The organism is Occallatibacter sp., from assembly GCF_049582745.1.
GTDB lineage: Bacteria > Acidobacteriota > Terriglobia > Terriglobales > Acidobacteriaceae > Telmatobacter.
The window spans coordinates 1-24,849 of the sequence record NZ_JBAUUO010000015.1; the positions used below are offsets into that span (position 1 = coordinate 1).

The following is a 24,849-nucleotide window of genomic DNA, read 5'->3' on the forward strand; positions in this document are numbered from 1 at the left end:
CCCCTACACCGGTGCGGGACCGCACGCGCACATTCTTGCCCAGGACAAATCCATCGCCAAAAAGATGTTCGCCTTTTACGGGATTCAGTCGCCCTACTTTGCCACAGCATGGCGCGGCACCATCGACCACGCCCACGACATCGCGTTCCCGCTCATCGTCAAACCCACCTCCGAAGATGGATCCATCGGCATCGATGCCACCGCCGTCGTCACCACTGTGAAGGATTTGATGGAGCGCATTGCCTATATCCAGACGGAATTCGATTCTCCCGCGCTGATCGAGGAGTACATCGAGGGACGCGAGATTTACGCCTCCATCCTCGGCAATTACGAAAACGCCCGCGCGCTACCCCTGGTGGAGCTCGACCTGTCGAAGCTTCCCAAAGGCGTTCCCAGGATCGCCAGCCAGGATGTGAAATTCGAGAAGGACACCGACGCCTACAGGCTCACGAAATCGGCGATCGCCGAAGACCTCGACGAAGAAACCGCCGCCAAACTGGCCGAGATCGCGATCAAGGCCTATCGCGCCGTCAAGCTTCGCGATTATGGCCGCATTGACATGCGTGTCTCCAGCAAGGGCGAGATTTATGTTATCGAAGCAAATCCGAACCCATGGCTCTCCAGCGGACAGGAGTTTGCCATGGCCGCGAGAAAATCCGGCCTCTCCTATACCCAGATGATTGGAGAGATCGTCGACCTTGCAATGGCCCGGAATGCGTGAGAACCCTCCGCTTCACTGACAATCCGCGGAATTGCGAACCTAAAGTGTGAATGCGAGGATTAAGAATGAGTTGTCATATTCCTGACGTCATCACCTTAAGCGCTGAGTCGTCGGCTCACCTTGATTACGATAATCATCCCATTGCTCATACCAATGATCATGTCGTTAGGATTGCCACGATGACAGAACCGTATCACTGGCATTTTCATCCCAACTCCGACGAAACATTCCTGATCCTTGAGGGTCGTTTAGCCATCGAATTTGAAGACGGAACGCTTGAGCTTCATCCTGGTCAATTAGCGACTATTCCCCGCGGAGTGCGCCACCGGACCCGGCCCATTGACGCGCGATCAGTGAACCTCACGTTTGAGATGGCCACGTCTGAAACCGTGGCAATCTGACGGATCGGGGTGCACTGCTACCCACAGGCCTAAGATGCTGGAATGGACTCCTCTTCCACCACGATTCGCGGCGCTCGCGAAGCGCTTGCATCGGGAAGCACCACACCGGCGGATCTTGCCAGGGATACGCTACAACGCGCTAACCGCAATCCCGGCAAAAACACCTATCCTGGCGCAATCCAGACTGGACACTGGAAGAGGCCGCGCGCGCCGCAGCGATCCCACGATCGACCGGCGGACAATTTGGCGATGGACGCAGCAATCTCTGGGGCATCCCTGTCTCTGTCAAAGACTGCTTCGACCTTGCCGGCGCACCCACCAGTTGCGGCGTTCACTTCTATCGCGATCTCAATGGCATCTCCCGGCACGACTCTTGGCTCGTTGAGCAGCTTCGCAAAGCCGGTGCCGTCATCACCGGCAAAACCCACCTCCATCCCCTCGCCTATGGCATCACCGGCGAAAATCCGGAATTCGGCGATTGCGAGCAGCCCGACAATCCGGGCGCGCTCACCGGCGGATCGTCCAGCGGTGCGGCGGCCAGCATTCTCGAGGGCTCTGCGCTTGCTGCAATCGGCACCGATACCGGCGGCTCCGTCCGCGGACCAGCCGCCCTCTGCGGCCTCGCCGGCTATCGCGCCTCCCTCGGCCGCGGCGACTGGCGTGGCGGCGCGCATCTCGCCCAATCTTTCGACACCATGGGCTGGCTATTTCGCGACCTCGAAGACGCTCCCCTGCTCGCTTATATCTTCGCCCCCGGCAAATCGAGCGCTCTCCAAGAATTCAATTCCTTCGCCGTCGTGCATGACGCATTCCTGCACGACACGGAGCCAGCGATCATGGCCGGCCTGCGCAGCGTCGAGCGCGATCTCCGCGCACTCGGACTCAAAAGCTCCACCATCGATGTCGGCTGGTGGGCCGGCTCCTTCGAAACCTACGCCACCATCCAGGCATCGGAGGCGGCGCGCCTTCATGCCGGTCACTTTGACTCGATGTCGCCGGCCCTTAGCGAACGCCTCGAGTGGGGCGCGCGCATCACAGACGCCGAGATCGTCGTCATGCGCCAGCGACACGCCGAATTCCGCACCCGCATCGACACACTGCTCCACGAACATGAATTGCTCCTGCTGCCCGCCTCGCCCGTAGCCCGCATCGGCATCGGCGCCGATAACAGCCAGGCGCGAAGTCGCATCCTCCGCTACACTACCCCGTTCAGCCTCGCCGGTGTCCCCGTCGTCACCATTCCCTGCTCCATCGGCGGCATGCAACTGGCCGCCGCAAAAGAAAGCGACGAAAGCCTGCTAAATCTGGCCGCACGAATTGGATCGAAGCGCCAACGACAGAATTGATCGCCTGCAACGAAATCAGATCTGCGAAGCTGCCAGCGGGCTCAGCACCAGGTTGGTGATGTTGCTGACAATCGCCTCAAACGCAAATCGCGGATCGGCTGAAAGCTTCTTCCACGCAGGATCGTTGCGGAAGACGTTCCACTTCGCATCCATTTCGGCAGAATCGGCAAAACTGAGCATGTAGGTGAGGCTGGGCATGCGCTGCCCGATCAGCGTGTCGCCAAAAAAGACCGGCTGAAATCCGGCGTTCTTGAAGATCTCGAATTCGCCGGAGTGGAACATCTGCACCTTCAAAATGTGATCGCGGTAGCTGGGGCTCTCGTAGGTGCGGAGTTGAAAAATGCGCTTTCCCTTGGCAGGCGGCGTGATCCGCGGCCAGCCCTCGAATGCGATCAAAAGCGATGAATCCATCCGCAGAAACGCTGGCGACGCCGCAGGCGCGCTCCAGAAAGGCTCGGCCGCTTTGATGTAGTCCTCATCGCGCCTCAATTCAACTTCGAGATTTCCGGCTGCCACTCCGCCCTCGATTGGAATCAGCACGTAGAAAGTCGGCGTTTCCGGACCGATGTCGAGGTGAAACGCTCCCACCGGATTCGAACCTTTGCGCGCAAGCGCCGGAACCAGCGCTTCGCTGATGTACTTCTCCGTCAAGGCAACCTGCGGGCCCGTTTGCAGCGTGTAACGTCGGAGTTCGTAGAACTCGCGAAGGTGGCCGGGATTAGCTTGCGCTTTGGCATCCCGCACCAGCGCAGATGCTGAGGAGGCGAGCGAAGCGGCAATAAACTTGCGACGATCCATGGATCCTTCTAACAAATGTCACAGGCGAGCTACTCTTCGCCGATGTCTTCGTTCCAGATTTCGGGGTGCTCTGCGATGTACCCTTCGAGCAGTTCGCGGCACTCGCGATTATCGAGATCGATCACTTCAACACCGTTCTCGCGCAGCCAGTCGAGGCCCCCGGCAAAGGTGCGGCTTTCGCCCACAACCACCGTGCCGATACGAAACTGACGCACCAGCCCGCTACAATACCAGCACGGCGCAAGCGTCGTCACCATTACCATGTTGCGGTAGCTGCGCTGCCTTCCTGCTCGGCGAAACGCATCGGTCTCCCCATGCATGCTGGGATCTCCCTGCTGCACCCGCCGATTGTGTCCGCGACTCACCAACTGGCCCGCGTTGGTAAAGAGCGCAGCGCCAATCGGAATACCCCCTTCGAGGCGTCCATAGCGCGCCTCTTCCAGAGCCACCGCCAGCATTCGTTCGTAGTCGTGGGCATCCGTCGCCATGTTTGGTGAAGATCATACGGGATCAACCCGCCTGAAAGCGGTGTTCCTTTCTTTGGAATTATTCGGATGCTCTTTGAGATCGAGATGTATACCCCAAAAAGTCGCCTCGCGTTCGGAACCTTGGCCTCAGAATCATCGTCCAAATTCCTTAAGAATTGTTAAGTCCAAAATCAAAGAGTTTCAACTCGACCCTCGCTATGTGTTTTAGAAACTTGCGATTGGAAAACCCGATTGAATCTTTTGACAGATGAACGGCCGGTCAACGGCCTCAAACGGCAGCAAAGCCCTCGAAGCTCCATTGACTTCGAGCGCGCACCAGGTTGTAGGTTGAATTTGTGAGAGACGCTGGCTATACCATCCGAAGCATGGCAGAGAGGTGCGGAATGACCGCGCACACTCTGCGCTACTATGAGCGCGTCGGCCTGATCCAACCGGTCGGACGCGCGCGCAACGGTCACCGACGCTACTCTGAAGCCGACGAAGCGTGGCTCAACTTCCTCCACTGCATGCGGGCCACCAATATGTCTATTCGCGAGATGCAACGCTATGCCGATCTCCGCGAAAAGGGCGACGCCACCTCACTCGAACGGCGCAAGCTGCTTGAGGACCACCAGGCTGCAATCGCCGCCAAAATCGTCGCGCTGCAGCAGGCACACGCACTGTTGACCCACAAGATCGCCAACTACAAGAAGATCGAAGAACGAATCCGCATCGGCGGCCCCCACCCTGCCGAGCAGGAACTCGAAAGTGAACTGGCGGCGGCAAGCTGAAATTGCCGTCGTCCTGTGGCAGGAAAAGACCGGGAAAACGTCCTTCTTGGGGTTTTGCATCGAATCTCTTCATCGAGTCTCAACCCAGACTCGGTCGCCTTGAGACCGCGGGATTTCCATGAGCTCAAAACCCATTTCCCACCCGTATGGGAATTTGGATACGATAGCGGCACGGCGTCTCCCTGGTTGGGGCTGTTCCCTCTGCTCTAATACGCCGATTCGCCGAAGATAATTCAAACACCGTCCTGTCCCAAGGAGGTCGACCTGTGGCAGACACTCTCGATACGCGCTTGAAACACCTGCGTTCGCGCCCTCCCCAGACCGCGAACGATACTCTCGCACCCGATCAACAGTCGGTAGACCTCGAAACTCTGACGGAGAATTCCGGCAAACGCGGGTTCAGCCGGCGCTCTTTCCTTTCCGGCCTGGGAGCAGCGGGCGTTCTGGCCGGAGCTGCCCCTCTGGCCGCGGCTGCTCCAGCCATCGAGCCTGCAATCCAGGATCAATCCGAAACCCGTGGCGCCGGCAACATCACGCTGCGCATCAACGGCAAAGATTACACCCTGCGCAACCTCGACCCGCGCGCCACCCTGCTCGACACGCTCCGCGAGCGCATTCACCTCACCGGCACCAAGAAAGGCTGCGATCACGGCCAGTGCGGTGCCTGCACCGTTCACGTCAATGGCCGCCGTGTCAACAGCTGCCTCTCCTTCGCCCTGATGCACGAGGGCGATGAGATCACCACCATCGAAGGCCTCGGCCAGCCTGGAAATCTGCATGCCATGCAGGCAGCCTTTGTGGAGCACGATGGATACCAGTGCGGCTATTGCACCAGCGGCCAGATCATGAGCGCGGTTGCCCTGCTCAAGGAACCCATCGGCCAGTCAGACGACGAAGTCAAGCAAGCCATGTCCGGAAATATCTGCCGCTGCGGCGCATACTCCAACATCCTCGCCGCGGTGAAGCAAGTGCGCTCGCGCGCCTAGGCGCCCTTCGCCTGAAGGAGAAGAGACATCATGGAAACCTTTAGCTACGTCAAAGCTCCAAGCATCGACAAAGCTCTCGCCAGCGCCGCCCAGTCAAAGTTCATCGCCGGCGGTACCACGCTGGTCGACCTGATGAAGCTCAACGTCGAGACACCGAAGACGCTCGTCGACATTAATCTCCTGCCTTTGGACAAGATTGAGAGGCTACCAACCGGTGGCCTGCGCATTGGCGCCATGGTGCGGAACTCCGACCTCGCATGGAATGCCGATGTGCAGAAATCCTATGCAGTCCTGTCCGAAGCGCTTCTTTCCGGCGCGTCGCCGCAGTTGCGTAACATGGCGACAACTGGCGGCAACCTGCTGCAACGTACGCGCTGCGCTTACTTCCGCGAGCCGAACGCCGGCACGCCCGGCGGCTACGGATGCAACAAGCGCACCCCCGGCACGGGATGCGCGGCGCTCGAAGGATTCAACCGCACCCACGCCATCCTCGGTACCAGTGAGCACTGCATCGCCACTCACCCTTCGGATATGTGTGTAGCGATGGCGGCCCTCGAAGCGGTCATTCACGTCGAAGGTCCAAAGGGCAAGCGCACCATCCCTTTCGCCGACTTCCACAAGCTTCCCGGCGACACGCCGCATATCGAGAACGCGCTCGAACCCGGCGAACTGATCACATATGTCGATCTGCCCAAGCCGGTCGAAGGCGCCAAGTCGACCTATTTGAAACTGCGCGACCGCGCCAGTTATGAATTCGCGCTTGCGTCCGCCGCCGTCGTCGCTCGCGTCGACGGTGGCCACGTTCGCTATATTCGGGTGGCCATGGGCGGTGTCGGCACCAAGCCCTGGCGCTGCCACGAAGCGGAAGCGGCGCTAATGGGCAAGCCGGCCAGCGCCGCAACCTTCAAGGCTGCGGCAGAAGCCGCGCTGGCCAAGGCAAAACCGCAGAAAGGCAATGCATTCAAAGTGGAATTGGCCAGGCGCTGCCTCGTGCACTCGCTCAAAACCGCAACCGCATAGTTGCACTTCACGGAGATTCTTATGGCGACGGACACACTTCCTCACGCAAGCATCATCGGCGCGGTGGTGCCGCGCATCGACGGCCCTTTGAAAACCAGCGGAACCGCGCGTTACGCCTGTGATCACGATATTCCAGGCCTGGCACATGCGGTGCTGGTGCAGGCCACCATCGGCAAGGGAACGATTCGCAGCCTCGATACTTCTCCAGCAGAAAAGATGCCGGGCGTGCTTCTGGTTTTGCACCACGGCAATCTGGAGGGTGTCTATCGCACCATTCCGCATGAAGAAGACGGCAGCATGGCTGAGTCGCGCCCTCTGTTTGCCGATAACACCATCAACTACTGGGGTCAGTACATTGCCGCGGTCGTAGCTGAAACCCTGGAACAAGCTAACGCTGCGGCGCAAGCCATCCGCGTGCAATATGACGTGGAACAGCCCGACGTGCAGCCCGATCTCGGCGCAGGTTTCAGCGGAGATCGGAAAAGCAGTTGGAAACGCGGCGATCCCGATCAGGCCCTCTCCACCGCGCCGGTAACGATCGATGAAACGTACTCCACGCCGATTGAAGTCCACAATCCCATGGAGATGCACGGCACCGTTGCGGTGTGGGATGGAGATAACCTGACGCTCTACGAGAGCACGCAGGCCGTAGTTGGCACCCGCACCGTGATGTCGGAAGTGCTTGGAGTTCCACGCGAGAACCTGCGCGTGATTTCGCGCTTCATCGGATCCGGATTCGGCGGCAAACTTTCTGCCTGGCCCCAAGCGGCACTGGCCGGAGCCGCTGCACGCCAGTTGAAGCGGCCCGTTAAAGTGAGCGTGGATCGACGCATGATGTTCTCCAACGTCGGCCATCGACCGCGAACGCAGCAGCGCATTCGCCTGGGCGCCACGCAGGACGGAAAGCTGACGGCAATCCGTCACGATTTTCTGTCGGAGACTTCGCAGCTTGACGATTTCATGGAGCGCTGCGGCGAGCAGACACCGTTCCTCTATAGCTGCCGGAACCTTGTAGTCACGGCTGCGATGGTTCGCAGAAATGTGGGCGCGCCTGCACCGATGCGCGGACCGGGTGCGGTGCCTGGACTCTTCGCGCTTGAATCCGCGATGGATGAGCTTGCCGTGAAGCTCAAGATGGATCCGCTGGAACTCCGCTTGAAAAACGATGCTGAGCGCGATGAGGGCAAAAACCTGCCTTTCTCGTCGCGACATCTAAAAGAGTGCTACACCACCGGCGCAGAGAAGATCGGGTGGAAGCAGCGCACACCGGAAGTCGGCTCCATGCGTCGCAACGGAAAGGTGGTTGGTTGGGGGTTGGCTGGGGCCTCTTGGGCCGCTGCGCGCATTCCCTGCATAGCCTCGGTGGAACTTTGTCCCAACGGACGCGTATGCGTTCGCTGCGCCACGCAGGACATCGGCACCGGAACGTATACCGTTTTCGCGCAGGTAATTCACGCGAAGACGGGAGTGCCGCTTGACCGCATCGACGTCTTTCTCGGCGACAGCTCTCTGCCCGATGGTCCGACATCCGGTGGGTCGATGGCAACCAGTGCGTTGCTTCCGGCGGCCACCAGCGCGGTTTCTGAGGCGGTAACGCGCCTTCTCCATATTGCCGCGACCATACCTCAATCGCCGTTCCATGGAATGGATCCCTCCAACCTTTCCATGACAAACGGCCTCGTGCATTCCAGGCAGCAGCCTCAGGTGGTGGGAGTTGCAATGCATTCGGGCGGCAACATGACTGCAAACAGCATTCCCTTTGAGCAAGTACTCAATCTCGCCAATCTCGGCGGGCTGAGCGCAACGGGCCGCACCGCTCCGTCATTTGACGATCCCAAGGCGAAACAATACTCGCTGCATTCCTTCGGCGCGCATTTTGCCGAGGTGGAGTGGGAGCCGGAGATCGCGCGTCTGCGCGTCAGCAAGACCTTCTCCATCTTCGATTGCGGCCGCATCATCAACAAAGGCGCGGGCACAAATCAGATTCTGGGTGCAGCCGTGATGGGCGTGGGCATGGCGCTGTTCGAAGACACGATCTTTGACCATCGTTCAGGACAGCCCATCAATAACAACTTCGCCGACTATCTCGTGCCCACTTGTGCGGATCTGCCAGTGCAGGATGTCACCTTCCTCGACTATCCCGACTACATCGTGAATGAGTATGGCGCGCGCGGTATCGGCGAGATCGGCATGGCCGGCGTTGCGCCGGCGATTACCGCAGCGGTGTATCATGCAACCGGGGTGCGGGTGCGCGAGCTTCCCGTGCGTATCGAGAATCTGCTTGAATCGAAGATGCTGGAAGCGTGAGCGAGATTAGGAGTTCATGACCGACCTCGAAAATATCCTGCCGCTCTGGCGCTCGTTGGAATCCGCGGGTTCAGACTACGTACTTGCCACAGTTGTGGATGTGGACGGACCTAGTTACCGTAAGCCCGGTGCGCGCATGTTGATTGCGCCCGACGGCCGCCGCGCGGGCACGGTGAGTGGCGGATGCCTCGAAGCGGAAGTCGCAAAACGTGCCTGGTGGCTGACTGACTCGGGGCCGGTGGTGCAACGCTATTCGACGGCGGAGGACGATGGGGAGATGCCATACGGTTCCGGCTGCGGAGGCGTTGTCTACGTCCTGCTGGAGCGCCGAGTCACGGCTACTCCGCTGTTGACAGCACTTGAGGCCGCATTTCATGCGCGCGTGCCGTTGGCCATCGCAACAGTTCTCGATGGCGCGGGCATCGCGGATCGAGTGTTTGCTGGACCGACCGTGCAGAGGAGTCACAACGCACAAAGCAACGCAGAAACGAGGCAGGCGCGCCTCGGCAATCTTGCTGCCCTGGCGCTTGATCGCATGCAGTCCATCGATCAGCGCGTTGCGATTGACGGAAGCGAAACGCGGATTTGGGTCGACTATCGCGCGGCCCGGCCGGGTTTGTGGATCTTTGGCGCGGGCGATGATGCCAAGCCGCTGCTGCGTCTCGCGCGCCAACTCGGCTGGTTCGCAGTCGTCGCGGATGGACGCAGCCATCTCGCCACCCGTGAGCGTTTTCCCAGCGCAGGCAAGGTGCTAGCGTTTTCGAACTCCACGTTGCCCGAATCCGAATCATCGTTTCTTGCAGAGATGAAAACAACGGACGCAGCGGTCCTGCTGACCCACAGCTTCGAGCAAGATTCCTGCATCCTGGCGGCATTGTTTGCGAGCAATTTCGTGCCCGCTTACCTTGGTGTGCTTGGTCCGCAGCGCAGAACCCGGGAAGTTCTCGCCGAGTCCGCTCGTCTGCTTGGACTTTCAAATCCAGCTGAACGCGTGGAGCAATGGCTCACCCAGATGCACGCGCCGACCGGCCTTGATCTCGGCGCGGAAACGCCGGCCTCGATCGCGCTCTCCATCGTTGCGGAAATTCAGCAGACGCTGAACAACGGCTCCGCATTGCCGCTGCGCCAGGTTCGCGCCGTGCATCCGGTGATGAGCCGCAGCTGAGCGAACTCAGGCAGCCTGTTCCTTCAGGTGCGCTTCCAGAACGTCGAGGAATTTTCCGAGCCACGCCGGATGCGCTGTCCATGCGGGACCGGTGACGAGTTTTCCGTCAACGGTGGCGTCGGCAAAATCCAGCGGAACAAATGTCCCACCCGCCAGGGTCACTTCCGGCGCACATGCCGGATAGCAGTTGACCATGCGGCCCTTCAGCACGCCCGCTGCCGCCAGCACCTGCGGACCGTGGCAGAGCGCGGCAATCGGCTTGCCTTCCTTGTCGAAGTGCCGCACCAGTTCAAGCACCTTGGGATTCAGACGCAGATACTCCGGCGCACGCCCGCCAGGAACCACGAGCGCGTCATACGATGCAGGATTCACTTCATCGAAAGTCGCATTCAGCGTGAAGTTGTGACCGCGCTTCTCAGTATAGGTCTGATCGCCTTCGAAATCGTGGATCGCCGTGCGCACCTGCTCGCCTTTTTTCTTTCCCGGACACACCGCATCCACCTTGTGGCCCACCATCTGCAGGGCCTGAAACGGGACCATGATTTCGTAGTCCTCAACGAAGTCGCCGGCTAGCACAAGAATCTTTGCTGATTTCATTTGTAAGTCTCCGGGTTCAACTCTCCGTGGTGATCTTCCGATGCGCAGGCTCCGAGCGCGCACGCAAGCGCATCCGAAAGAAGTCAGACACATGTTATCTGATGGGTGTGCCGCGGTGAAGATTCAAGCGTAAGCGGCCCGTTAAAGCGCGAGCGAACTCCGGCTGACCAGCGTTATAACCTAGAGTCTGTGATGACCGCTGCCCCACGTTCACTTGAGACTTTAAATGCACGAATCGTAGCCTGCGAACGCTGTCCGCGCCTGCGGGCACATTGCGTTGAAGTCGCGCGTGTGCGACGGCGCGCCTATGCCGATTGGGAGTATTGGGGGCGTCCGGTCCCCTCGTTCGGCGATCCCCAGGCGCGGGTTCTTGCCCTCGGACTGGCGCCCGGCGCGCACGGCTCCAACCGCACTGGCCGGCCATTCACGGGAGACGGCTCGGGAGATTTCCTCTATTCGATCCTGCACGAAGCGGGCTTTGCCTCCCTTCCTCGGGCAACTTCGCGCAACGATGGCATGAAACTCACCGATCTTTGGATTACGTCGGTCGTCCGCTGTGCTCCGCCGGCAAACAAACCCTCCCCGGAAGAGTTGCGCACTTGCTCCTCATGGATGGATGAGGAGATGGCACTCCTCAAGAATTTGCGCGTCGTCGTTTGCCTGGGTCGGATCGCATTTGACGGGCTGCTGGCATATGAGCAGCGTAAGGGCGCAAAACTTGTTCGCGGAAATTTTACGTTTGCGCACGCAGCCGAGTATACGTTGCCCGCCGGATTGACCGTACTCGCCAGCTATCACCCTTCGCTCCAGAACACGAATACCGGCAAGCTCACACGGACGATGTTTCTGGATGTATTCATGCGTGCCAGGCAGTTGGCCGGGTTGAAACCATGAACACAATTGCCATGTCCCGCTCAGAGGAACAGTTTCCATCGACCAATCCGTCCCGGTCCGATAGATTTGTGTGTGCCGGGACGCGCGAGGAGACATACGATGCAAAAAGCAGTGAGCAGGTTCTTGCTTTCCGCACTCACGCTGGGTGCAATGGGGGTTTACGCACAAACGATGAAATCCGATCACTGGTCCACGCCGGAATTACTGGAACGGGCAAAGCATCTCAAGGAACTCGCTGCGAAGGGCGACGGCTCCGCCAGCGAGACGCTCGATAAATATCCACACCATTACACGATGCTCGCCTATCGCCAGCACAGCGGGGGCGGCGAGCTGCATCAGAATTCCGCAGATATCTTCTTCATCGTTGATGGCCATGCAACCGTCGTGACGGGCGGCAGCCTCGTTGAAGCGAAGACGACGGGCCCCGGCGAAATCCGCGGCAAGTCCGTCGAAGGCGGCACGCGTCAGGAACTGAAGGCCGGCGACGTCGTCCACATCCCCGCAGGAATGCCGCATCAGACGCTCGTCAACGACGGTGACTCGGTTACCTATTTTGTGGTGAAGGTGGAAGAAGCTCGTTGAACGCCTGGGCTTGGAATGTGGACCTGGAGCGGGAGACCGGGATCGAACCGGCGACATTCAGCTTGGGAAGCTGACGTTCTACCACTGAACTACTCCCGCACTTTTGAATCAATTAAACCCGGGCGAAAAACTCACCTTAAGAAGTATCTCTCGCACAACGGGAAATGGCAATTTTCCCCGGTAGTCAACGTCAATGGAAGGCCAAAACCGGAGTCTCGTCATCATCGACGGCAAGGCGCGGCGTTCGACCAGCGGCACCTTCTACCTCGACTGGCGGGAGAACGGCCAACGCCGCACGCGCTCAGTCGGAACATCACCGCGCGAAGCACTGGACGCGTGGCAGCTCCAGTCCGGCATCTTCGCCGGCGAAATCAGCGAGCGGCGAATAATGGGCGTAATCACCGCAGTATTCGCGTAGATTATCACTTGAAATTGCGGCGAATACGCGCTATATTCTCTGCACATGGTGCGGAGAATAAAGCGCGGTGCCTACATCCACGAACGTCCTCAATGGCCGGCCTTTAGCTGGGATTCCGGGCGCATTTCCCAGCGTCTCGTTGAGGTGCGACACCGGCAAGGACGTCTGATTGGCCGCATGGAGGGGCTTGGATTCCAGCTCCGGACCGAAGCTGTGCTGGATACCTTAACCGAGGATGTCCTCAAGTCGAGCGAGATTGAAGGGGAGAAGCTCGACAGGGATCAAGTGCGCTCTTCGATCGCAAGCCGGCTCGGAATGGATATTGGCGGGCTGACGCCTGCGGATCGCAACGTCGAGGGTGTTGTCGAAATGATGCTGGACGCAATGCAGCACTACGACAAGCCGCTGACAGCGCAACGCTTGTTTGATTGGCACGCAGCATTGTTCCCCACCGGCCGCAGCGGAATGTCGAGGATCAACGTGGGCGCCTGGCGAGACGACAAAAAGGGCCCAATGCAGGTCGTTTCTGGCCCAATCGGGAAAGAGCGTGTTCACTATGAAGCTCCAGTCGCCGCCCGCCTTCGCGGGGAAATGAAGAAGTTCCTCGACTGGTTTGAAAAAGAGAGAGCGACCGACCTCGTGCTCAAGGCGGGCGTGACGCATCTGTGGTTCGTGACTATCCACCCATTCGACGATGGCAATGGACGCATTGCGCGCGCCATCGCTGACATGGTTCTGGCGCGTTCAGAACGCAGCCCGCAGCGCTTCTACAGCATGTCGGCGCAGATTCGGCAGGAGCGGAAGGCTTACTACGAAATCCTCGAAGCAGCGCAGAAGGGTGATCTCGATATCACAGGCTGGCTCGAATGGTTTCTCATGTGTCTCGGGCGTGCCTTTGATCGGGCGGAGACCATACTTGCCACTGTGCTCAGCAAGGCCCGCTTCTGGGATCGTTTTGCCGCGACGGAACTCAACGAGCGGCAACGCAGCATGATCAACCGGCTACTGAACGGCTTCGAAGGCAAACTGACTTCTTCGAAATGGGCGAAGTTAGAGACGTGCTCGCAGGATACCGCGCTGCGCGACATCGAGGATCTGATCAGAAAGGGCGTCCTCAAAAAGGAATCCGCCGGGGGACGGAGCACGTCCTACTCGCCCGCAAGAGTTGGCTAAGATCGCTGTACACTTGCCGACATTCGAGGACCTATCCGTCTCCAACGAGCGAATTGGCGGATTTTTAATCAACAACGCCCGGCTGCTCAGCAAAGGCTAGAGGGATTGGAAATACAGTTGACATGGAAACAGTTTCCATGTAATCTGTATTCATGAAAGACGCGAGAGCCACTTCCCTCACCGTGAGCGACCTGAAAAAGCACGTCGGATTCTGGCTGCGCTTTGTTTCCAACCATGTCTCTCAGGCGTTCGCCCACAAACTCCAGGCAAGCGGTATAACTGTGGCGGAATGGGTGGTGATGCGGGAGATGTTCGACGACGAGGAGATCTCGCCTGGCGTTCTTGCAGAACGCATTGGGATGACGCGCGGCGGAGTCTCCAAGCTGGTTGATCGGCTAGTCGGCAAAGGACTCATCGCCCGCACCGACCGTACCGATGACCGCCGGTTCCAATCCATTGCGCTCACGGCCGCGGGGCGGCGCTTGCTCCCTCGGTTGGCGACCCTCGCAGACCAGAACGACGAAGAATTCTTCGGTCCTCTCTCAGCCAGGGAGCGCGACGCTTTGCTCGCTTCCATGAAGAAACTGGTCCAGGCTCATGGCCTGCAGACCCTACCAACCGAATAAGGAGAACAAATGAGCAAGCAGGTGATTCAAGAACTAGCTATCGCTACGCAGCAAGGCAACATGACCTTCGCAGAGGTCGTTAAAGGGCTGCTCGAAGTGGGCGTGGAATCCTATCGCGTAGACTTTGCGACCAAGGAGAAGACCCACTACCTGTCGGACGGAACCACGCATGCGGTACCGATGATCCTTGTCCCTGGTCCCATATCGACGGAATTCCGCAGCGTCGATCTCGTGGCTGCAATTCGCGGTGCGCAGGCGGATACAGTGCGGTACCCGGAGTTCGTGACGCGGTCGACGGCCGCGGGTGTCATTGGCTATTGGGCGTTCCTGACCGGCAAGAAGGTGATCTATTTCGGCCGGAAGGGCGAGCAGCACACCGAGGAGTTTCCGAAGCCCAAGGCCTAGGCGAGCGCAAACATTCCCCAACTACTTCAGAACCAATGAAAGGAAGGATGCAGTGAGCACGATATCTAGGACATTGTCTGTTCAGATTGCCAGCATTCCGGGATGGCGGTCGTAGCGTACTTCCTGAACAACGGCGCAGCAGAGAATCCCAGAAACAATTCCGCGAGATTAGAAACGCGAAGCGACACTCTCTAGCATCACAGCAGCCGAGGATCAACCGAGCATGCAACCGGCGGCCCGATCTTAATTTCACGGAAATGCTGATGGTTCGGATTCAAAACGTAATTGCGTTCTTCAGGAACAATTACGCTCGGCACAGCCAAAACAGCGCTTCTCGCAGCCAGAACCCAGGCATCTCCATGGCTCTGGCTGGCAGCCGTGAGCGGTTCGGAATTCCATCCAGCCGGAAGACTTGAAATGGGCGACTCCTCCAGCAGGGCTGGGTCAAACGAAACGGCATACACATAGAAAGGCGCGCTAATCGCTATCCTCCCCATACCTGCGCCGCCTTTTATATGGACCAGAACCTCAAGGATTGAGAGGGAGCGATGGGCAGCGGTGTAAACCACCGCAACGCCCCTGCTATTCCATCTGCCTCCCCAATCCTTCGCACCCTGTCCCGAAAACGCTTTTGTGGGGTCAGGTTCCTTCGAGATCCGGTACGCCTCGATCAAGAGAAAACCCCGTCGGCAATGCGTCCGATGAGAGCGCGAACCTCGCGTCCGCCGAATTCGGTTCGGGCGTAATCGATGGGAGCTACATTTCCCAAACCGAAGGCCGGCGCCACAAGCCACTCGCGTGTTCGTGCTTCGTCTCCGTCGAAAAGGTCCAAGCCCGCCTCCCAGATTTCAGCCAGCCGCAACAACTTCTCGGACTCACGGCGGTCGAGAGCCCCTGTTTCGCGTCTGCGAGCGAACGTTCTCTCGGGAATATCCAAGTAGTTCGCCAGTTGTTGCTGGTTGAACCCAGTTGCTCCCAAGAATTTCTTGACTGAGTTCCAGGAGAGCCCGGCACTCGCCGCCTTGATGAGCGCAGGAACGTCCATGCTCTTCAGCCCGAGCGTTGCTCCAATTCGCGGTCTTCCTTTGGGAGCGTGGGACGGGGCCAATTCGGCGACGGATTTGTTTGCCAATGCCATGTCCCCATTCTAAACCTTTACTGCCACAATGGCACGCAATATTACAAAAATGGCAGGACGATTTTCGACAGGAATCGCAGCCGATCCGGGCGCACGATGGATAGTAAGTTGGAATAGTAACCTGGCTCGGAATTCCTTCAAACGTCAAGCCCTCTCCACGAAAATCCCCGCTAACCCCTTCATTCCATTCGCAAAATACTTTTCTCCATTTTGCAGGTAATTTTCCCCTCCCGGCGCACAATGGAATCGTGATTGAAACCACTAGCTCCGCGAACGTGCGCCGCGCCCACGCTATCTTCGCCAGCACCGCTATCGCGCCGCTAAGTCCAATCCGCAGAAACCTCTACAGCGAACCTCAATTCACACAGACCTTTAGCGCCACCCTCGTCTGCAAACCAATGTAAACAAGACCTTTACCCAGAGAGTGGGGATAATAGGGGTCCCAGGGAGTCACGTCCATGTTCAACGAATGCCGGCATATTCTCACCAGCGGACACAAGTGCAAAGCCGCCGCCCTCCGCGGAAAGGCCTTCTGCTATTACCACACCGCCGATCGCCGCTACGCCACCACCAGTACTTCCTCAGTCGATCCCTTGCTGATTCCCACCATCGAAGATGCCGCTGGAGTGCAGGTCGCCATCAATCAGGTCTTCCGCGGGCTCGCCTCCCGCCGCATCGACCGCCGCCAGGCAGGAGTCTACTTCTACGGCCTCCAGATCGCCGCGCGCCTCGCCCGCAAATCCGACGAAAAACTCGGCGAAACCGTCCGCGAAACCTGCGAAGACCCCGATGGCCACACGCTCGCGCCCGAAAAGTCCACCTGCGAGCCGCCCGCCGACTGCATCAACTGGCGTCGCCGCGACTTCTGCCAAAACTTCGAATACTACGAAGACGACGTCGAAGAACTCGAAGAGCGCCTCGAAGCCGAACGCCAAGCCAACGAATCAGAAACCGAAGAACAGGAACAAGCGGAAGAACAGGAACAAGATGAAGACGAAGACCAGGAAGACGACGATTAAAAAGCAAGCGCTCTCATTCCGTCATCCCCGCAGCTCAACGGTTCGTGCTTTGGACCGGAGAGTTCAGTGAACTGAGCTGCCTGCATTGCGGCAGGTCGACTCGAATTCGTTGTGGCTTGCCCAGTGCAGCGTCACTGTCGCGTGGTCGATAAACGGGCCGGTGTTCAGCTTGATACCTTGCTCGTTCGGCCGGTCCATCACCAGCAGTGGCCCGTGCCAGTTTCCGGCCAAATCGAAAAAGCCGCGATTGTGATAGTTAATCTGGAACGGCTTCTGCCACTCCAGAAGCCGGAAGGAAAACAGGCTGTCGTCGCTGCTCGTGTAGCCGCCATACATCGTGCCGCTCACATCCATCCGCTCGACCGATCCCGGCGCAAAGCACAGCCAGCCTGTGCCCTTCAGGTCGGCGCTCCATATCTTGCCTTCACGCCGCCCGCCGCCGTGTCGCCCAGGTCTTCCGGGCCAGAACGACATATACAGCGGATACGTCTTGCCGTCCTTTGACACGACCGTCCCCGTTCCGTGCCAGTAAAGCAGCGGCGTCGAGCGCCCGCCGATGTGCAGCGCCCACGGGTTCAACGCGACCGTCAGAACCCAGATGCCCGCGGTCGCGAGAATCCCGAACAGCACCAGCTTCATCAGGCAACCGCCCAGACTCCCCAGACACCCACTCTTCCCTCGCATGCGGCGTAGTATAGCGCGGTTTCACAGAACAGTAGACAGTCGCGGCGAGCAGGGGGGCTATTGCAGGCCGGTCCAGAGCATCCGGTGAAACATCCGGTCCATTTCCTCCGGCGATTCTTTTTCGCCGCGGTCGAGCCACCAGCGCAGCAGCGACAGCAGGCTGCCGGACAACGCCGAAGCCCGCGCAGCCAGCTCTCGCTGCGGGACCTTCGTGAGTTTCCCGGATTCTGTCAGTCGGCGCTCGATGCCGCGTGCAAAGAAGCCCTCGGCCAGCTCGAAGAAGTCCTTGAGGTGGCCGGAGTCGGAGAGCACACGATAGAGCTTGTTCTGGTTGCCGATGTGCGCAAAGAGTTCGGCGACAGGCATCACGCGATGCGATTTGTCTTTGCGATCACTGAGGGAGTTGCTGATGGTTTCAAGAAACGTCTCCAGCTGGCTGACGAGCAGGTCGTCTTTGTCGCGGTAGTGGAGGTAGAAGGTGGAGCGGCCGACGCCAGATCGGTCGAGAATGTCCTGTACAGTGACATCGTTGATAGGCTTCTCGATGATGAGGTTCAGAAGCGCGGTGCCCAGTTGCATGCGCGTGCGGCGGACGCGGGCATCTGCAGTCCGCATCGAGAGAGGCTCTACGGCGGAAAGCGGGCTGTTCTGCGGCATCGGCTTTGCAAATCGCGCGGGCAGCGTAGTGGCTTTTGTGCGCACGTTTTTGGACATCGACGGCCCCTTTGTTCAGCAACGCGGCTTGCGCTCTCGACGCGGCCGCATTTCAACGCTACAGTGCGAATCATAGGCTGAATCGCGCGGTTCGCCGATAGAAAAAGGAGAGTGACCATGAATCGACTTCGCTTGCTTGCAATGGCGACTGTGCTGACGTTCGCGATAGGCGCGGCGGCTCAACAAACACCAACGAGCCCGGACGCTCACACTGTTGCAGTAGCACCCGTCGAGCAGCACCTGAGGATACTGAGTGACAAGCTCAGTTTGACTGCCGATCAGCAGAACAAAGCCAGACCCATTTTGCAGGAGATGCATGACGGGTCGCAGAAGCTTGAGGACGATCAGAGCCTGACTCCCGACCAACGGCACGAAGGTATGGTGCCTGTGTTCATCAAAGCCGACAAAGCGCTGCGCGAGATTCTAACCGAGGATCAGAAGAAGAAACTCGATGAAATGGAAGCGCAGATGCACGGTGGTCCGCACGACCACCCGCATGGATCGACGGCGCCGCCGCAGGGAAACTAAAGAAGGTCGACATGGTCCCAGGTTCTGAAGCGAACCTGGGATTCCTCATTCTCCAGCGGCACGGCGCGATCAGGCTCTTGCTCTATTGCAGATCGATCAGCAATACCTCGATCGAATACGCTGGCAGCGTAATGGAGAATTTGCTGCTCACGTCATGCACAGGCGACTCCACAGGCACCAGCCGGTTGGGATCGTCGATGCTGTTGGTCGTCTGTGTATCGGGCGCGCTCAGCCGCACCAGCTTCGCCATGGCCTTCGGTTGCGCGCCCGGCAGCGCGATCTGCAACGGCTGCGGATCTGACGATGCGTTGACCAGCTTCAGATAAAGCTGCTTCTTCGCCGTGTTGACGGTGGATGAGTAGAAAAGCTTCGCACCACCGTTCTCAAGCTTCGAGGCAACGGTGTGATCGCCGAGGTAAGACGCGAACATCACTTGAGCGTAGTAAGCCGGCGAGCCATAACTCTTGATCGCGTTGTAGCCGATCAGGTCCGTCTCCCACTGCATGCCGCCCGGATCCACATTCACCAAGAGCGGCGCATACGAGGACATCACGATGAGGTCGCTGTTGCGTTCGAGGCCGGTCATCCAAGCAGCATCGCCCAGCGCCGCGCCCATGTTCGGTGTGGGGGCGCCTTCACGCGTGGCCCACTCGCCAACGAAAATCTTCGGGCCGTTGCGGTCGGCTTTGTCGTAGTGGGTCGCATCGGCAAAGTTCTGGGTCGCGCGCACGTAATAGTGATCGTCCTGCACATCGGGCTTCATGTCTTTGAGCGGCATTGTGGCGATCAGTTGCAGGTCAGGATACTTTGCTTTGATCGCCTTGTAGAACTGTGCATAGCGGCCTTCGTAGCTGCCCGATTTGTCGAAATTGTCTTCGTTGCCGATCTCCACGTACGTCAATTTGAAGGGAGCCGGATGCCCGTCCTTCACGCGCTCAGAGCCCCACTTCGTGTCCGGTCCGCCGGTGACGTATTCGAGTTCATCGAGTGCGTCCTGCACGTACGGCTCGAGATCGGAGCCAGGATTCACATGCTCCTGGGCCAGTGAGTAGCCTGCATACACCGCAAGTACCGGTTGCATGTGCAGGTCCTCACACCACTCCAGGAACTCCAGCAACCCCATGCCGTCGCTTGATTGATAATTCCAGGGACTGCGATGCGTGGGCCTGTCGACAAGCGGACCAATCGTCTTCTTCCACTCGAAGCGGTCCTCGATGTGGTCGCCCTCAAGATAGTTTCCGCCCGGCAGCCGCAAGAATGCCGGATGCATCGCCGCCAGCTTGTCCATCAGGTCGATGCGATTGCCGTTCGCGCGATTGTGATACGTCGGCGGAAATAGCGACACGAGTTGCAACCACATCGTACCCGCATGGCCCGCGGTGATCACAAGATGATTGGTTGACGAGGCCTCCATTGCGCCGGTTTTCAGCGCAAAGGTGAACTGCTTCCAGTCCGTGCCGACTCCGTTCACCGTCGCAGAGGCAACCGCTTTGCCGGTGTCGTCATTCACCAGGCTCACAGTGATGGGCCCGATGCCCGCGGTATCAGCCTTTGCGTAGAACGAGCCCTTGTATTCCGTGTTGTGGTGCAGCGCCATGCCCCACCAGCCCACGTTCAGGACGCCGGCCTGGCTATGCACATCAGCCTGTTCGATCTCCAGCTTCAGGCTGGTTGGCAGCGCGGCGCTGGGGCCGGTCGTTGCGTCGTGACTCATCTTCGCCCGCGCATTTCCACCCTCGACGAGATACCAGTAGGGAATGCCGCTCCATTCACCGCGAAATGTGCGGTTGCGCACCATCTCCGCGTATAGGCCTCCGTCATAGGCGTAGTTGATCTCCTCGGTCATCAGGCCGTAGAGCGTCGGGCTGACGGTGGAGATGGGCTGGTCAGGATGCAGCGTCAGCGTGGCCGGTGCGTTTTGTCCGGAAGCAATGAGGGCGGAGGCGGCGAGCGCGAGGGTGGCAGAGAAGCAGGCAAACGTTTTCTTTAGCATGCGAGTTGTTTCTCCAAATAGAACGCCGGGCCAGTATATCGCGCAAGACCACCCGTTCATTTCGGCGCTCGGTTTTAATGCTAATAGTTGCCAAAAACAACTAAATCAGGATAGCCTGCTTTCATGCCGATTGGCGCTCAACACGAGCCTCACTTATCTGAGCAGGTATCTGCTATTCGTCAGTTCAATCGCTTCTACACGGCGCGACTGGGATTGCTGCGGCGGCGTCACCTTGACGGCGATTTTGCACTGACTGAAGCGCGCATTCTCTACGAGGTCGGAGCCAGCCCCAGTACGACCGCGTCCGCCCTGCGCCAGATTCTCGAACTCGACGCGGGGTACATCAGTCGTCTCCTGTCCGCGCTTACCCGGAGAAAGCTGGTGCGCCAGGCAGCCTCCGAATCAGACGCGCGCGAAAAACATCTCACGCTCACGGCGACAGGCACAGAGGCTGTGGCGCGCATCAACCGGCAGTCGGCTAAGCACATTGAAACGATGCTTGCGCGCCTGACCGTTGCCGACCGCGAAGCCATGGTCACGGCGCTTGCACGTGTGCGCTTCATCCTCGCTGAGAGCTCGAAGCCGCCGGTAAGAATCGAGCGGCTCAGCTCTTCGAGCAGCCAGGCCCTCGACCTCCTGCACGAGTATTACGAAGCCGTGCACGTGGTGCAGCGCGATACACCGGCGGGCATTCGAAAGATGCTCAAGGCGCTGGACTCTGGGATGTGGCTTGCATTTTTGGCCGACGAAGTGGTTGGGTGCGTAGTGCTGCGCAAACTTGATTCAATCCCGCACGCTGCCGAGTGCAAGCGTCTCTACGTTCGTCCCACCGCACGCGGAAATCGCATTGCAGACAAGCTGCTGGACGCGATGGAAGCATTCGCGCGCAGCCGGCATATCCAGTGGATTTATCTCGACACCTACGACGATCTCAAGACGGCCATCGCTCTCTATGAACGGCGCGGCTACATGCGATGCGAGCGCTACAACGACAATCCGCAAGCTACGCTGTTTATGCGAAAGCATCTGGGATAAACGTCCACGCTGGCAGGCAGTTTCCGATTACTGTTCTAGAAGATCCACCCGCCGCCAACAACCTCATCGCTGTCATAGAAGACTGCGGACTGGCCAGGGGTGACGGCGCGCTGCGGTTCATCAAACGTCGCGACAACCTCGTCCGCGCCTGCTGGCTCAAGAGTGGCCCAGGCCGGCTCATGGCGATGGCGGATCTTCGCCTTGACGCGCATTGGCGAGGTAAGTTCCGGAATGCTGATCCAGTTCAGGCGGTTCGCGCGCAGCGTATGTGTTGCCAACTCCTCGTCTGCGCCAACCGTCACGCGGTGACTTGCCGCATCGATATTCAGAACGTACAGCGGCGAGGGCGAAGCGACCTTCAATCCCTTGCGCTGCCCGACGGTAAAGTTGGAGATCCCTTCGTGATGGCCGATCACTTCTCCCGTTGAAGCCACGAGTTCGCCTGCCGTGTCCGGCATAGCCTCACCCTGCTCCTCGAGATAGGCCGCGAGAAAATTCTGATACGAGCCGCCGGGAATGAAGCAGATCTCCTGCGAGTCAGGCTTCTCGGCCAGCGCCAGCCCCTTCTGGCGCGCTACTTCTCGCACCTCCGGCTTGGTCATGCGCCCCAGCGGAAACAGCGTGTGCGCGAGTTGCGCCTGGGTCAGACCAAAGAGGAAATACGTCTGGTCCTTGGCGAGATCGGCCGGGCGCTTGAGGATCCAGCGCTTGCGGTACGCATCGTACTCGTTCACTGCGTAGTGACCGGTGGCGATGGAGTCTGCGCCGATGGATCGCGCAGTCTTCAAGAGCTGGTCGAACTTCAGATGGTTGTTGCAGAGAGAGCAAGGAATCGGCGTGCGACCGGCGAGATACTCCGACACAAAGGGCCGCACCACATCCTGCTCAAACCGCTCTTCGTGGTTCACCACGTAATACGGAATGCCGAGATGCTCGGCAACGCGGCGTGCGTCATACACATCGTCAAGACTGCAGCAGCGGCCTGCCTTCGGCGCATCCGGGATGCCATGCTTGCCGGCGAGACGGGTCTGATCCCAAAGCTGCAGCGTGAGGCCGACAACCTGCGTGCGTTCCTCTTTGGTGCCTTGATCGAGGTGAGCAAGGATCGCCGCCACCGTCGAAGAGTCGACTCCTCCGGACATGGCAACGGCAATGGTGTTCTGCTGGGGCATGGGGATCGCGTACGACTCTATTTTCGCATCAATTGCATTCTTGATGTTGAATCTGCCTGGAGGGAGGCATCCTGCCTGAATTGAAGGCCTTGAAGAATGTGCAACCGATCGGTTGCACTCTACCTGATCTCCAGCTAGGCTCCTGTGGGTCAATGAGTTACGGCGGCCGTCTTGGTAAGTATTCTGGGCATTGAAGTTAGCCGCAGAGCGATGTGAGGAAAGGACTTATTGTCGGCCGAGAGAGCCGAGAAGGTTCGTTCTTGCCATGCCCCATCCGTCAACTGGGAAAATTTTCAATGTTCTGAACCTTTTTATACCGTTCGAGCAGCGAAGCATCGCAATGATGCCGTTGCTCCTCGCGCTCCAGAGCAGATCCTGATCTTGAAGTTGCAACGGTGGTGAAGCATTCGCGGCAGATGGAATCGATTGTGCCGTCATCATTTAGTCGATGTGTGAACTGTAATGTATAGGTGTGAGCCATGGATTTCGCTCCTTTTTATCTCGAACCTAACCAAGCGCAACGCCAAGTCTTCTATACATAGGTACTAGCAATTTGTGGACCTATTCACTTCAGGCGCAAGAAAGGTTTGGCCGACACGTGAGCATCGATTGCTTTGAGCACTTATCAAGATTGTCTGCAGATTCGCTAGCAAAACCGAAACTGCGTGCTAGCCCAGCGTCCCAGCGGCAACCGGGGAAAGTGCCCGCAGTTGCTGCACGGCTTCCGGAACAATCTGGAGCACACGATCGATCTGCACCTCGGTGATTGTCTTGAGCAGGCTGAAGCGGAGGCTGGCGCGCGCGCGGGCTTTATCGAGGCCCATCGCCATCAGCACATGGCTTGGTTCCGTCGCGCCGGAATGGCACGCCGACCCGCCTGAGACCGCGATCCCCTTCAGATCGAGCGCGATCACCAGCGCCTCGCCCTCAACGTTGTCGAACCAGATATTGGTCGTGTTGGCCGCGCGTGGCGCCGGCTTTCCGTCGGGCAGAGCTCCATTCAGGCCCGTCCCCGGCAGCGCAAGAACACCCGCCTCGAGTTTGTCGCGCAGACTTGCGAGCCTGGTCATGGTACCGTCTTCGAGGCTGTGCATCGCCAGTTCAATGGCCTTGGCCAGCCCCACGATGCCAGGTACGTTTTCAGTTCCTGCGCGGCGGCGGCGCTCGTGGCTTCCGCCTACAATCAGCGACTCTACCGGCGTACCGCGGCGCACAAACATCGCGCCAACACCCTTGGGTGCATGAACTTTATGTCCGCTGATCGAGAGCAGGTGGCAGCCGAACTGGCGCACATCAAACTTGATCTTGCCGGCTCCCTGCACCGCATCGATGTGGAAGAAAACGCCAGTATCGGCGGCTATCTTGCCGATTTCTGCTACTGGCTGAAGCACGCCGGTCTCGTTGTTGGCCAGCATCACGCTGATCAGCCGCGTTTCCGGCCGGATCGCGCGCAAAATATCATGCGGATCGATCAATCCGCTTGGCTGCGGAGCGACAAAGGTCGTCTGCACGCCGAAGTTGGCTAACTTGTTGGCGGCCTGAATGACGGCAGAGTGTTCGATCGAGGTCGTGATGAGGTGGTCGCCCGGGTGGAGCAGGCCGAAGAGGGCCGTGTTGTCGCCCTCCGTTCCGCCCGAGTTGAAAACCACTTCGGCGTCGTGGCAGTTGAAAAACTCCGCCAACGTCTCGCGCGCCCGGTCAATCGCCGTACGTGCCTGCTGTCCATCGAGATGAATCGACGAGGCATTGCCAAACTGCTCAACCCAATATGGACGCATCGCGTCCACCACCTCCGGCAGCAGGGGAGTGGTGGCGTTGGCATCCATATAGATACGGGTGCCCGGTGCGTTGTTGGTCGTCATGAGCAGA

General features: G+C 59.0%; 28 protein-coding genes and 1 tRNA gene. 17 read left to right on the forward strand and 12 right to left on the reverse strand.

The features are described from left to right. The 3 genes from WCA10_RS01975 to WCA10_RS01985 form a co-directional block, all read left to right on the forward strand. Positions 1 to 721: D-alanine--D-alanine ligase family protein (locus WCA10_RS01975; protein ID WP_472820803.1), on the forward strand; the 721-nt coding region annotated here is incomplete at its 5' end. Between the two features lie 65 nt (positions 722 to 786). Continuing rightward, positions 787 to 1,122 (forward strand): cupin domain-containing protein, encoded by a 336-nt coding sequence (locus tag WCA10_RS01980; protein ID WP_472820804.1) that lies wholly within the window; start codon positions 787 to 789, stop codon positions 1,120 to 1,122. A gap of 218 nt (positions 1,123 to 1,340) precedes the next feature. Continuing rightward, positions 1,341 to 2,468, forward strand: a complete 1,128-nt coding sequence (locus WCA10_RS01985) for an amidase (protein ID WP_472820867.1) — start codon at positions 1,341 to 1,343, stop codon at positions 2,466 to 2,468. Between the two features lie 15 nt (positions 2,469 to 2,483). Here WCA10_RS01985 and WCA10_RS01990 read toward each other — a convergent pair whose 3' ends face one another. Both WCA10_RS01990 and WCA10_RS01995 read right to left on the reverse strand, forming a co-directional pair. Continuing rightward, positions 2,484 to 3,266: an NIPSNAP family protein gene (locus WCA10_RS01990; protein ID WP_472820805.1), complete on the reverse strand. Its 783-nt coding sequence runs from the start codon at positions 3,264 to 3,266 to the stop codon at positions 2,484 to 2,486. Positions 3,267 to 3,295: 29 nt separating this feature from the next. Beyond that, positions 3,296 to 3,754 (reverse strand): nucleoside deaminase, encoded by a 459-nt coding sequence (locus tag WCA10_RS01995; RefSeq protein ID WP_472820806.1) that lies wholly within the window; start codon positions 3,752 to 3,754, stop codon positions 3,296 to 3,298. A 335-nt stretch (positions 3,755 to 4,089) separates the two neighbouring features. On the opposite strand from WCA10_RS01995, the gene WCA10_RS02000 reads away from it, so the two are divergent. The 5 genes from WCA10_RS02000 (at position 4,090) to WCA10_RS02020 (ending at position 10,002) form a co-directional block, all read left to right on the forward strand. Next, on the forward strand, positions 4,090 to 4,524 hold the full coding sequence (locus tag WCA10_RS02000) for a MerR family transcriptional regulator (protein WP_472820807.1): 435 nt from the start codon (positions 4,090 to 4,092) through the stop codon (positions 4,522 to 4,524). A 266-nt stretch (positions 4,525 to 4,790) separates the two neighbouring features. Beyond that, complete coding sequence (locus WCA10_RS02005; RefSeq protein WP_472820808.1) at positions 4,791 to 5,510, forward strand: (2Fe-2S)-binding protein; 720 nt, start codon at positions 4,791 to 4,793, stop codon at positions 5,508 to 5,510. Positions 5,511 to 5,540: 30 nt separating this feature from the next. Further along, positions 5,541 to 6,530 carry an FAD binding domain-containing protein gene (locus tag WCA10_RS02010; protein ID WP_472820809.1) on the forward strand — a complete coding sequence of 330 codons (990 nt, stop codon included), beginning with the start codon at positions 5,541 to 5,543 and terminating at the stop codon, positions 6,528 to 6,530. 21 nt (positions 6,531 to 6,551) lie between these two features. Further along, on the forward strand, positions 6,552 to 8,837 hold the full coding sequence (locus WCA10_RS02015; protein ID WP_472820810.1) for a xanthine dehydrogenase family protein molybdopterin-binding subunit: 2,286 nt from the start codon (positions 6,552 to 6,554) through the stop codon (positions 8,835 to 8,837). A 16-nt stretch (positions 8,838 to 8,853) separates the two neighbouring features. After that, the gene (locus WCA10_RS02020) at positions 8,854 to 10,002 is read left to right on the forward strand and encodes an XdhC family protein (RefSeq protein WP_472820811.1); all 1,149 of its coding nucleotides are present in this window, start codon (positions 8,854 to 8,856) and stop codon (positions 10,000 to 10,002) included. Positions 10,003 to 10,008: 6 nt separating this feature from the next. Here WCA10_RS02020 and WCA10_RS02025 read toward each other — a convergent pair whose 3' ends face one another. Then, positions 10,009 to 10,599 (reverse strand): DJ-1/PfpI family protein, encoded by a 591-nt coding sequence (locus WCA10_RS02025; RefSeq protein ID WP_472820812.1) that lies wholly within the window; start codon positions 10,597 to 10,599, stop codon positions 10,009 to 10,011. Between the two features lie 291 nt (positions 10,600 to 10,890). Between WCA10_RS02025 and WCA10_RS02030 the strand changes: the two genes are divergently transcribed. Together WCA10_RS02030 and WCA10_RS02035 are read left to right on the forward strand one after the other, a co-directional pair. Further along, on the forward strand, positions 10,891 to 11,493 hold the full coding sequence (locus tag WCA10_RS02030; protein WP_472820813.1) for a uracil-DNA glycosylase: 603 nt from the start codon (positions 10,891 to 10,893) through the stop codon (positions 11,491 to 11,493). 99 nt (positions 11,494 to 11,592) lie between these two features. After that, the gene (locus tag WCA10_RS02035; RefSeq protein ID WP_472820814.1) at positions 11,593 to 12,075 is read left to right on the forward strand and encodes a cupin domain-containing protein; all 483 of its coding nucleotides are present in this window, start codon (positions 11,593 to 11,595) and stop codon (positions 12,073 to 12,075) included. 24 nt (positions 12,076 to 12,099) lie between these two features. Here the strand turns inward: WCA10_RS02035 and WCA10_RS02040 are convergent. Beyond that, positions 12,100 to 12,174: transfer RNA gene (locus WCA10_RS02040), tRNA-Gly, on the reverse strand. A gap of 94 nt (positions 12,175 to 12,268) precedes the next feature. Between WCA10_RS02040 and WCA10_RS02045 the strand changes: the two genes are divergently transcribed. The 4 genes from WCA10_RS02045 (at position 12,269) to WCA10_RS02060 (ending at position 14,697) form a co-directional block, all read left to right on the forward strand. Continuing rightward, positions 12,269 to 12,493, forward strand: a complete 225-nt coding sequence (locus tag WCA10_RS02045; RefSeq protein ID WP_472820815.1) for a hypothetical protein — start codon at positions 12,269 to 12,271, stop codon at positions 12,491 to 12,493. Between the two features lie 45 nt (positions 12,494 to 12,538). Beyond that, a complete protein-coding gene (locus WCA10_RS02050; RefSeq protein WP_472820816.1) occupies positions 12,539 to 13,666 on the forward strand; it encodes a Fic family protein in 1,128 nt (375 codons plus the stop codon). A gap of 152 nt (positions 13,667 to 13,818) precedes the next feature. Next, positions 13,819 to 14,292: a MarR family winged helix-turn-helix transcriptional regulator gene (locus tag WCA10_RS02055; RefSeq protein ID WP_472820817.1), complete on the forward strand. Its 474-nt coding sequence runs from the start codon at positions 13,819 to 13,821 to the stop codon at positions 14,290 to 14,292. Between the two features lie 9 nt (positions 14,293 to 14,301). After that, positions 14,302 to 14,697 carry a DUF1398 family protein gene (locus WCA10_RS02060; protein ID WP_472820818.1) on the forward strand — a complete coding sequence of 132 codons (396 nt, stop codon included), beginning with the start codon at positions 14,302 to 14,304 and terminating at the stop codon, positions 14,695 to 14,697. A 197-nt stretch (positions 14,698 to 14,894) separates the two neighbouring features. Here WCA10_RS02060 and WCA10_RS02065 read toward each other — a convergent pair whose 3' ends face one another. Both WCA10_RS02065 and parS read right to left on the reverse strand, forming a co-directional pair. Continuing rightward, complete coding sequence (locus tag WCA10_RS02065) at positions 14,895 to 15,371, reverse strand: RES family NAD+ phosphorylase (RefSeq protein ID WP_472820819.1); 477 nt, start codon at positions 15,369 to 15,371, stop codon at positions 14,895 to 14,897. Next, complete coding sequence (gene parS, locus WCA10_RS02070) at positions 15,368 to 15,835, reverse strand: type II RES/Xre toxin-antitoxin system antitoxin (RefSeq protein ID WP_472820820.1); 468 nt, start codon at positions 15,833 to 15,835, stop codon at positions 15,368 to 15,370. Before parS ends, WCA10_RS02065 begins: the two co-directional genes overlap by 4 nt. A gap of 458 nt (positions 15,836 to 16,293) precedes the next feature. Here parS and WCA10_RS02075 point away from each other — a divergent pair, with 458 nt between their 5' ends. Continuing rightward, positions 16,294 to 16,854, forward strand: a complete 561-nt coding sequence (locus tag WCA10_RS02075; RefSeq protein WP_472820821.1) for a hypothetical protein — start codon at positions 16,294 to 16,296, stop codon at positions 16,852 to 16,854. Between the two features lie 63 nt (positions 16,855 to 16,917). On the opposite strand, the gene WCA10_RS02080 is transcribed toward WCA10_RS02075, so the two are convergent. Continuing rightward, complete coding sequence (locus WCA10_RS02080) at positions 16,918 to 17,493, reverse strand: hypothetical protein (RefSeq protein ID WP_472820822.1); 576 nt, start codon at positions 17,491 to 17,493, stop codon at positions 16,918 to 16,920. A 102-nt stretch (positions 17,494 to 17,595) separates the two neighbouring features. Next, positions 17,596 to 18,252: a TetR/AcrR family transcriptional regulator gene (locus WCA10_RS02085; protein ID WP_472820823.1), complete on the reverse strand. Its 657-nt coding sequence runs from the start codon at positions 18,250 to 18,252 to the stop codon at positions 17,596 to 17,598. Between the two features lie 117 nt (positions 18,253 to 18,369). On the opposite strand from WCA10_RS02085, the gene WCA10_RS02090 reads away from it, so the two are divergent. Beyond that, positions 18,370 to 18,780, forward strand: a complete 411-nt coding sequence (locus WCA10_RS02090; RefSeq protein ID WP_472820824.1) for a hypothetical protein — start codon at positions 18,370 to 18,372, stop codon at positions 18,778 to 18,780. Between the two features lie 82 nt (positions 18,781 to 18,862). Here the strand turns inward: WCA10_RS02090 and WCA10_RS02095 are convergent, their stop codons facing one another. After that, positions 18,863 to 20,773: an alpha-L-arabinofuranosidase C-terminal domain-containing protein gene (locus WCA10_RS02095; protein ID WP_472820825.1), complete on the reverse strand. Its 1,911-nt coding sequence runs from the start codon at positions 20,771 to 20,773 to the stop codon at positions 18,863 to 18,865. Positions 20,774 to 20,896: 123 nt separating this feature from the next. On the opposite strand from WCA10_RS02095, the gene WCA10_RS02100 reads away from it, so the two are divergent. After that, positions 20,897 to 21,808 carry a GNAT family N-acetyltransferase gene (locus WCA10_RS02100; protein WP_472820826.1) on the forward strand — a complete coding sequence of 304 codons (912 nt, stop codon included), beginning with the start codon at positions 20,897 to 20,899 and terminating at the stop codon, positions 21,806 to 21,808. A gap of 35 nt (positions 21,809 to 21,843) precedes the next feature. Here the strand turns inward: WCA10_RS02100 and mnmA are convergent, their stop codons facing one another. The 3 genes from mnmA to WCA10_RS02115 form a co-directional block, all read right to left on the reverse strand. Next, positions 21,844 to 22,980, reverse strand: a complete 1,137-nt coding sequence (gene mnmA, locus WCA10_RS02105; RefSeq protein WP_472820827.1) for a tRNA 2-thiouridine(34) synthase MnmA — start codon at positions 22,978 to 22,980, stop codon at positions 21,844 to 21,846. Between the two features lie 277 nt (positions 22,981 to 23,257). Continuing rightward, a complete protein-coding gene (locus tag WCA10_RS02110; RefSeq protein ID WP_472820828.1) occupies positions 23,258 to 23,461 on the reverse strand; it encodes a hypothetical protein in 204 nt (67 codons plus the stop codon). A 187-nt stretch (positions 23,462 to 23,648) separates the two neighbouring features. Further along, the gene (locus WCA10_RS02115) at positions 23,649 to 24,842 is read right to left on the reverse strand and encodes a cysteine desulfurase family protein (protein WP_472820829.1); all 1,194 of its coding nucleotides are present in this window, start codon (positions 24,840 to 24,842) and stop codon (positions 23,649 to 23,651) included. Positions 24,843 to 24,849: the final 7 nt, after the last annotated feature.

Bases quoted from the DNA above. Each gene is read 5' to 3' on its own strand.
- WCA10_RS01980 (WP_472820804.1), top strand. From the start codon at position 787: ATGAGTTGTCATATTCCTGACGTCATCACCTTAAGCGCTGAGTCGTCG.
- WCA10_RS01990 (WP_472820805.1), bottom strand. From the start codon at position 3,266: ATGGATCGTCGCAAGTTTATTGCCGCTTCGCTCGCCTCCTCAGCATCT.
- WCA10_RS01995 (WP_472820806.1), bottom strand. From the start codon at position 3,754: ATGGCGACGGATGCCCACGACTACGAACGAATGCTGGCGGTGGCTCTG.
- WCA10_RS02010 (WP_472820809.1), top strand. From the start codon at position 5,541: ATGGAAACCTTTAGCTACGTCAAAGCTCCAAGCATCGACAAAGCTCTC.
- WCA10_RS02015 (WP_472820810.1), top strand. From the start codon at position 6,552: ATGGCGACGGACACACTTCCTCACGCAAGCATCATCGGCGCGGTGGTG.
- WCA10_RS02020 (WP_472820811.1), top strand. From the start codon at position 8,854: ATGACCGACCTCGAAAATATCCTGCCGCTCTGGCGCTCGTTGGAATCC.
- WCA10_RS02025 (WP_472820812.1), bottom strand. From the start codon at position 10,599: ATGAAATCAGCAAAGATTCTTGTGCTAGCCGGCGACTTCGTTGAGGAC.
- WCA10_RS02035 (WP_472820814.1), top strand. From the start codon at position 11,593: ATGCAAAAAGCAGTGAGCAGGTTCTTGCTTTCCGCACTCACGCTGGGT.
- WCA10_RS02045 (WP_472820815.1), top strand. From the start codon at position 12,269: ATGGAAGGCCAAAACCGGAGTCTCGTCATCATCGACGGCAAGGCGCGG.
- WCA10_RS02050 (WP_472820816.1), top strand. From the start codon at position 12,539: ATGGTGCGGAGAATAAAGCGCGGTGCCTACATCCACGAACGTCCTCAA.
- WCA10_RS02055 (WP_472820817.1), top strand. From the start codon at position 13,819: ATGAAAGACGCGAGAGCCACTTCCCTCACCGTGAGCGACCTGAAAAAG.
- WCA10_RS02060 (WP_472820818.1), top strand. From the start codon at position 14,302: ATGAGCAAGCAGGTGATTCAAGAACTAGCTATCGCTACGCAGCAAGGC.
- parS (WP_472820820.1), bottom strand. From the start codon at position 15,835: ATGGCATTGGCAAACAAATCCGTCGCCGAATTGGCCCCGTCCCACGCT.
- WCA10_RS02075 (WP_472820821.1), top strand. From the start codon at position 16,294: ATGTTCAACGAATGCCGGCATATTCTCACCAGCGGACACAAGTGCAAA.
- WCA10_RS02080 (WP_472820822.1), bottom strand. From the start codon at position 17,493: ATGAAGCTGGTGCTGTTCGGGATTCTCGCGACCGCGGGCATCTGGGTT.
- WCA10_RS02085 (WP_472820823.1), bottom strand. From the start codon at position 18,252: ATGTCCAAAAACGTGCGCACAAAAGCCACTACGCTGCCCGCGCGATTT.
- WCA10_RS02090 (WP_472820824.1), top strand. From the start codon at position 18,370: ATGAATCGACTTCGCTTGCTTGCAATGGCGACTGTGCTGACGTTCGCG.
- WCA10_RS02095 (WP_472820825.1), bottom strand. From the start codon at position 20,773: ATGCTAAAGAAAACGTTTGCCTGCTTCTCTGCCACCCTCGCGCTCGCC.
- WCA10_RS02100 (WP_472820826.1), top strand. From the start codon at position 20,897: ATGCCGATTGGCGCTCAACACGAGCCTCACTTATCTGAGCAGGTATCT.
- mnmA (WP_472820827.1), bottom strand. From the start codon at position 22,980: ATGCCCCAGCAGAACACCATTGCCGTTGCCATGTCCGGAGGAGTCGAC.
- WCA10_RS02110 (WP_472820828.1), bottom strand. From the start codon at position 23,461: ATGGCTCACACCTATACATTACAGTTCACACATCGACTAAATGATGAC.
- WCA10_RS02115 (WP_472820829.1), bottom strand. From the start codon at position 24,842: ATGACGACCAACAACGCACCGGGCACCCGTATCTATATGGATGCCAAC.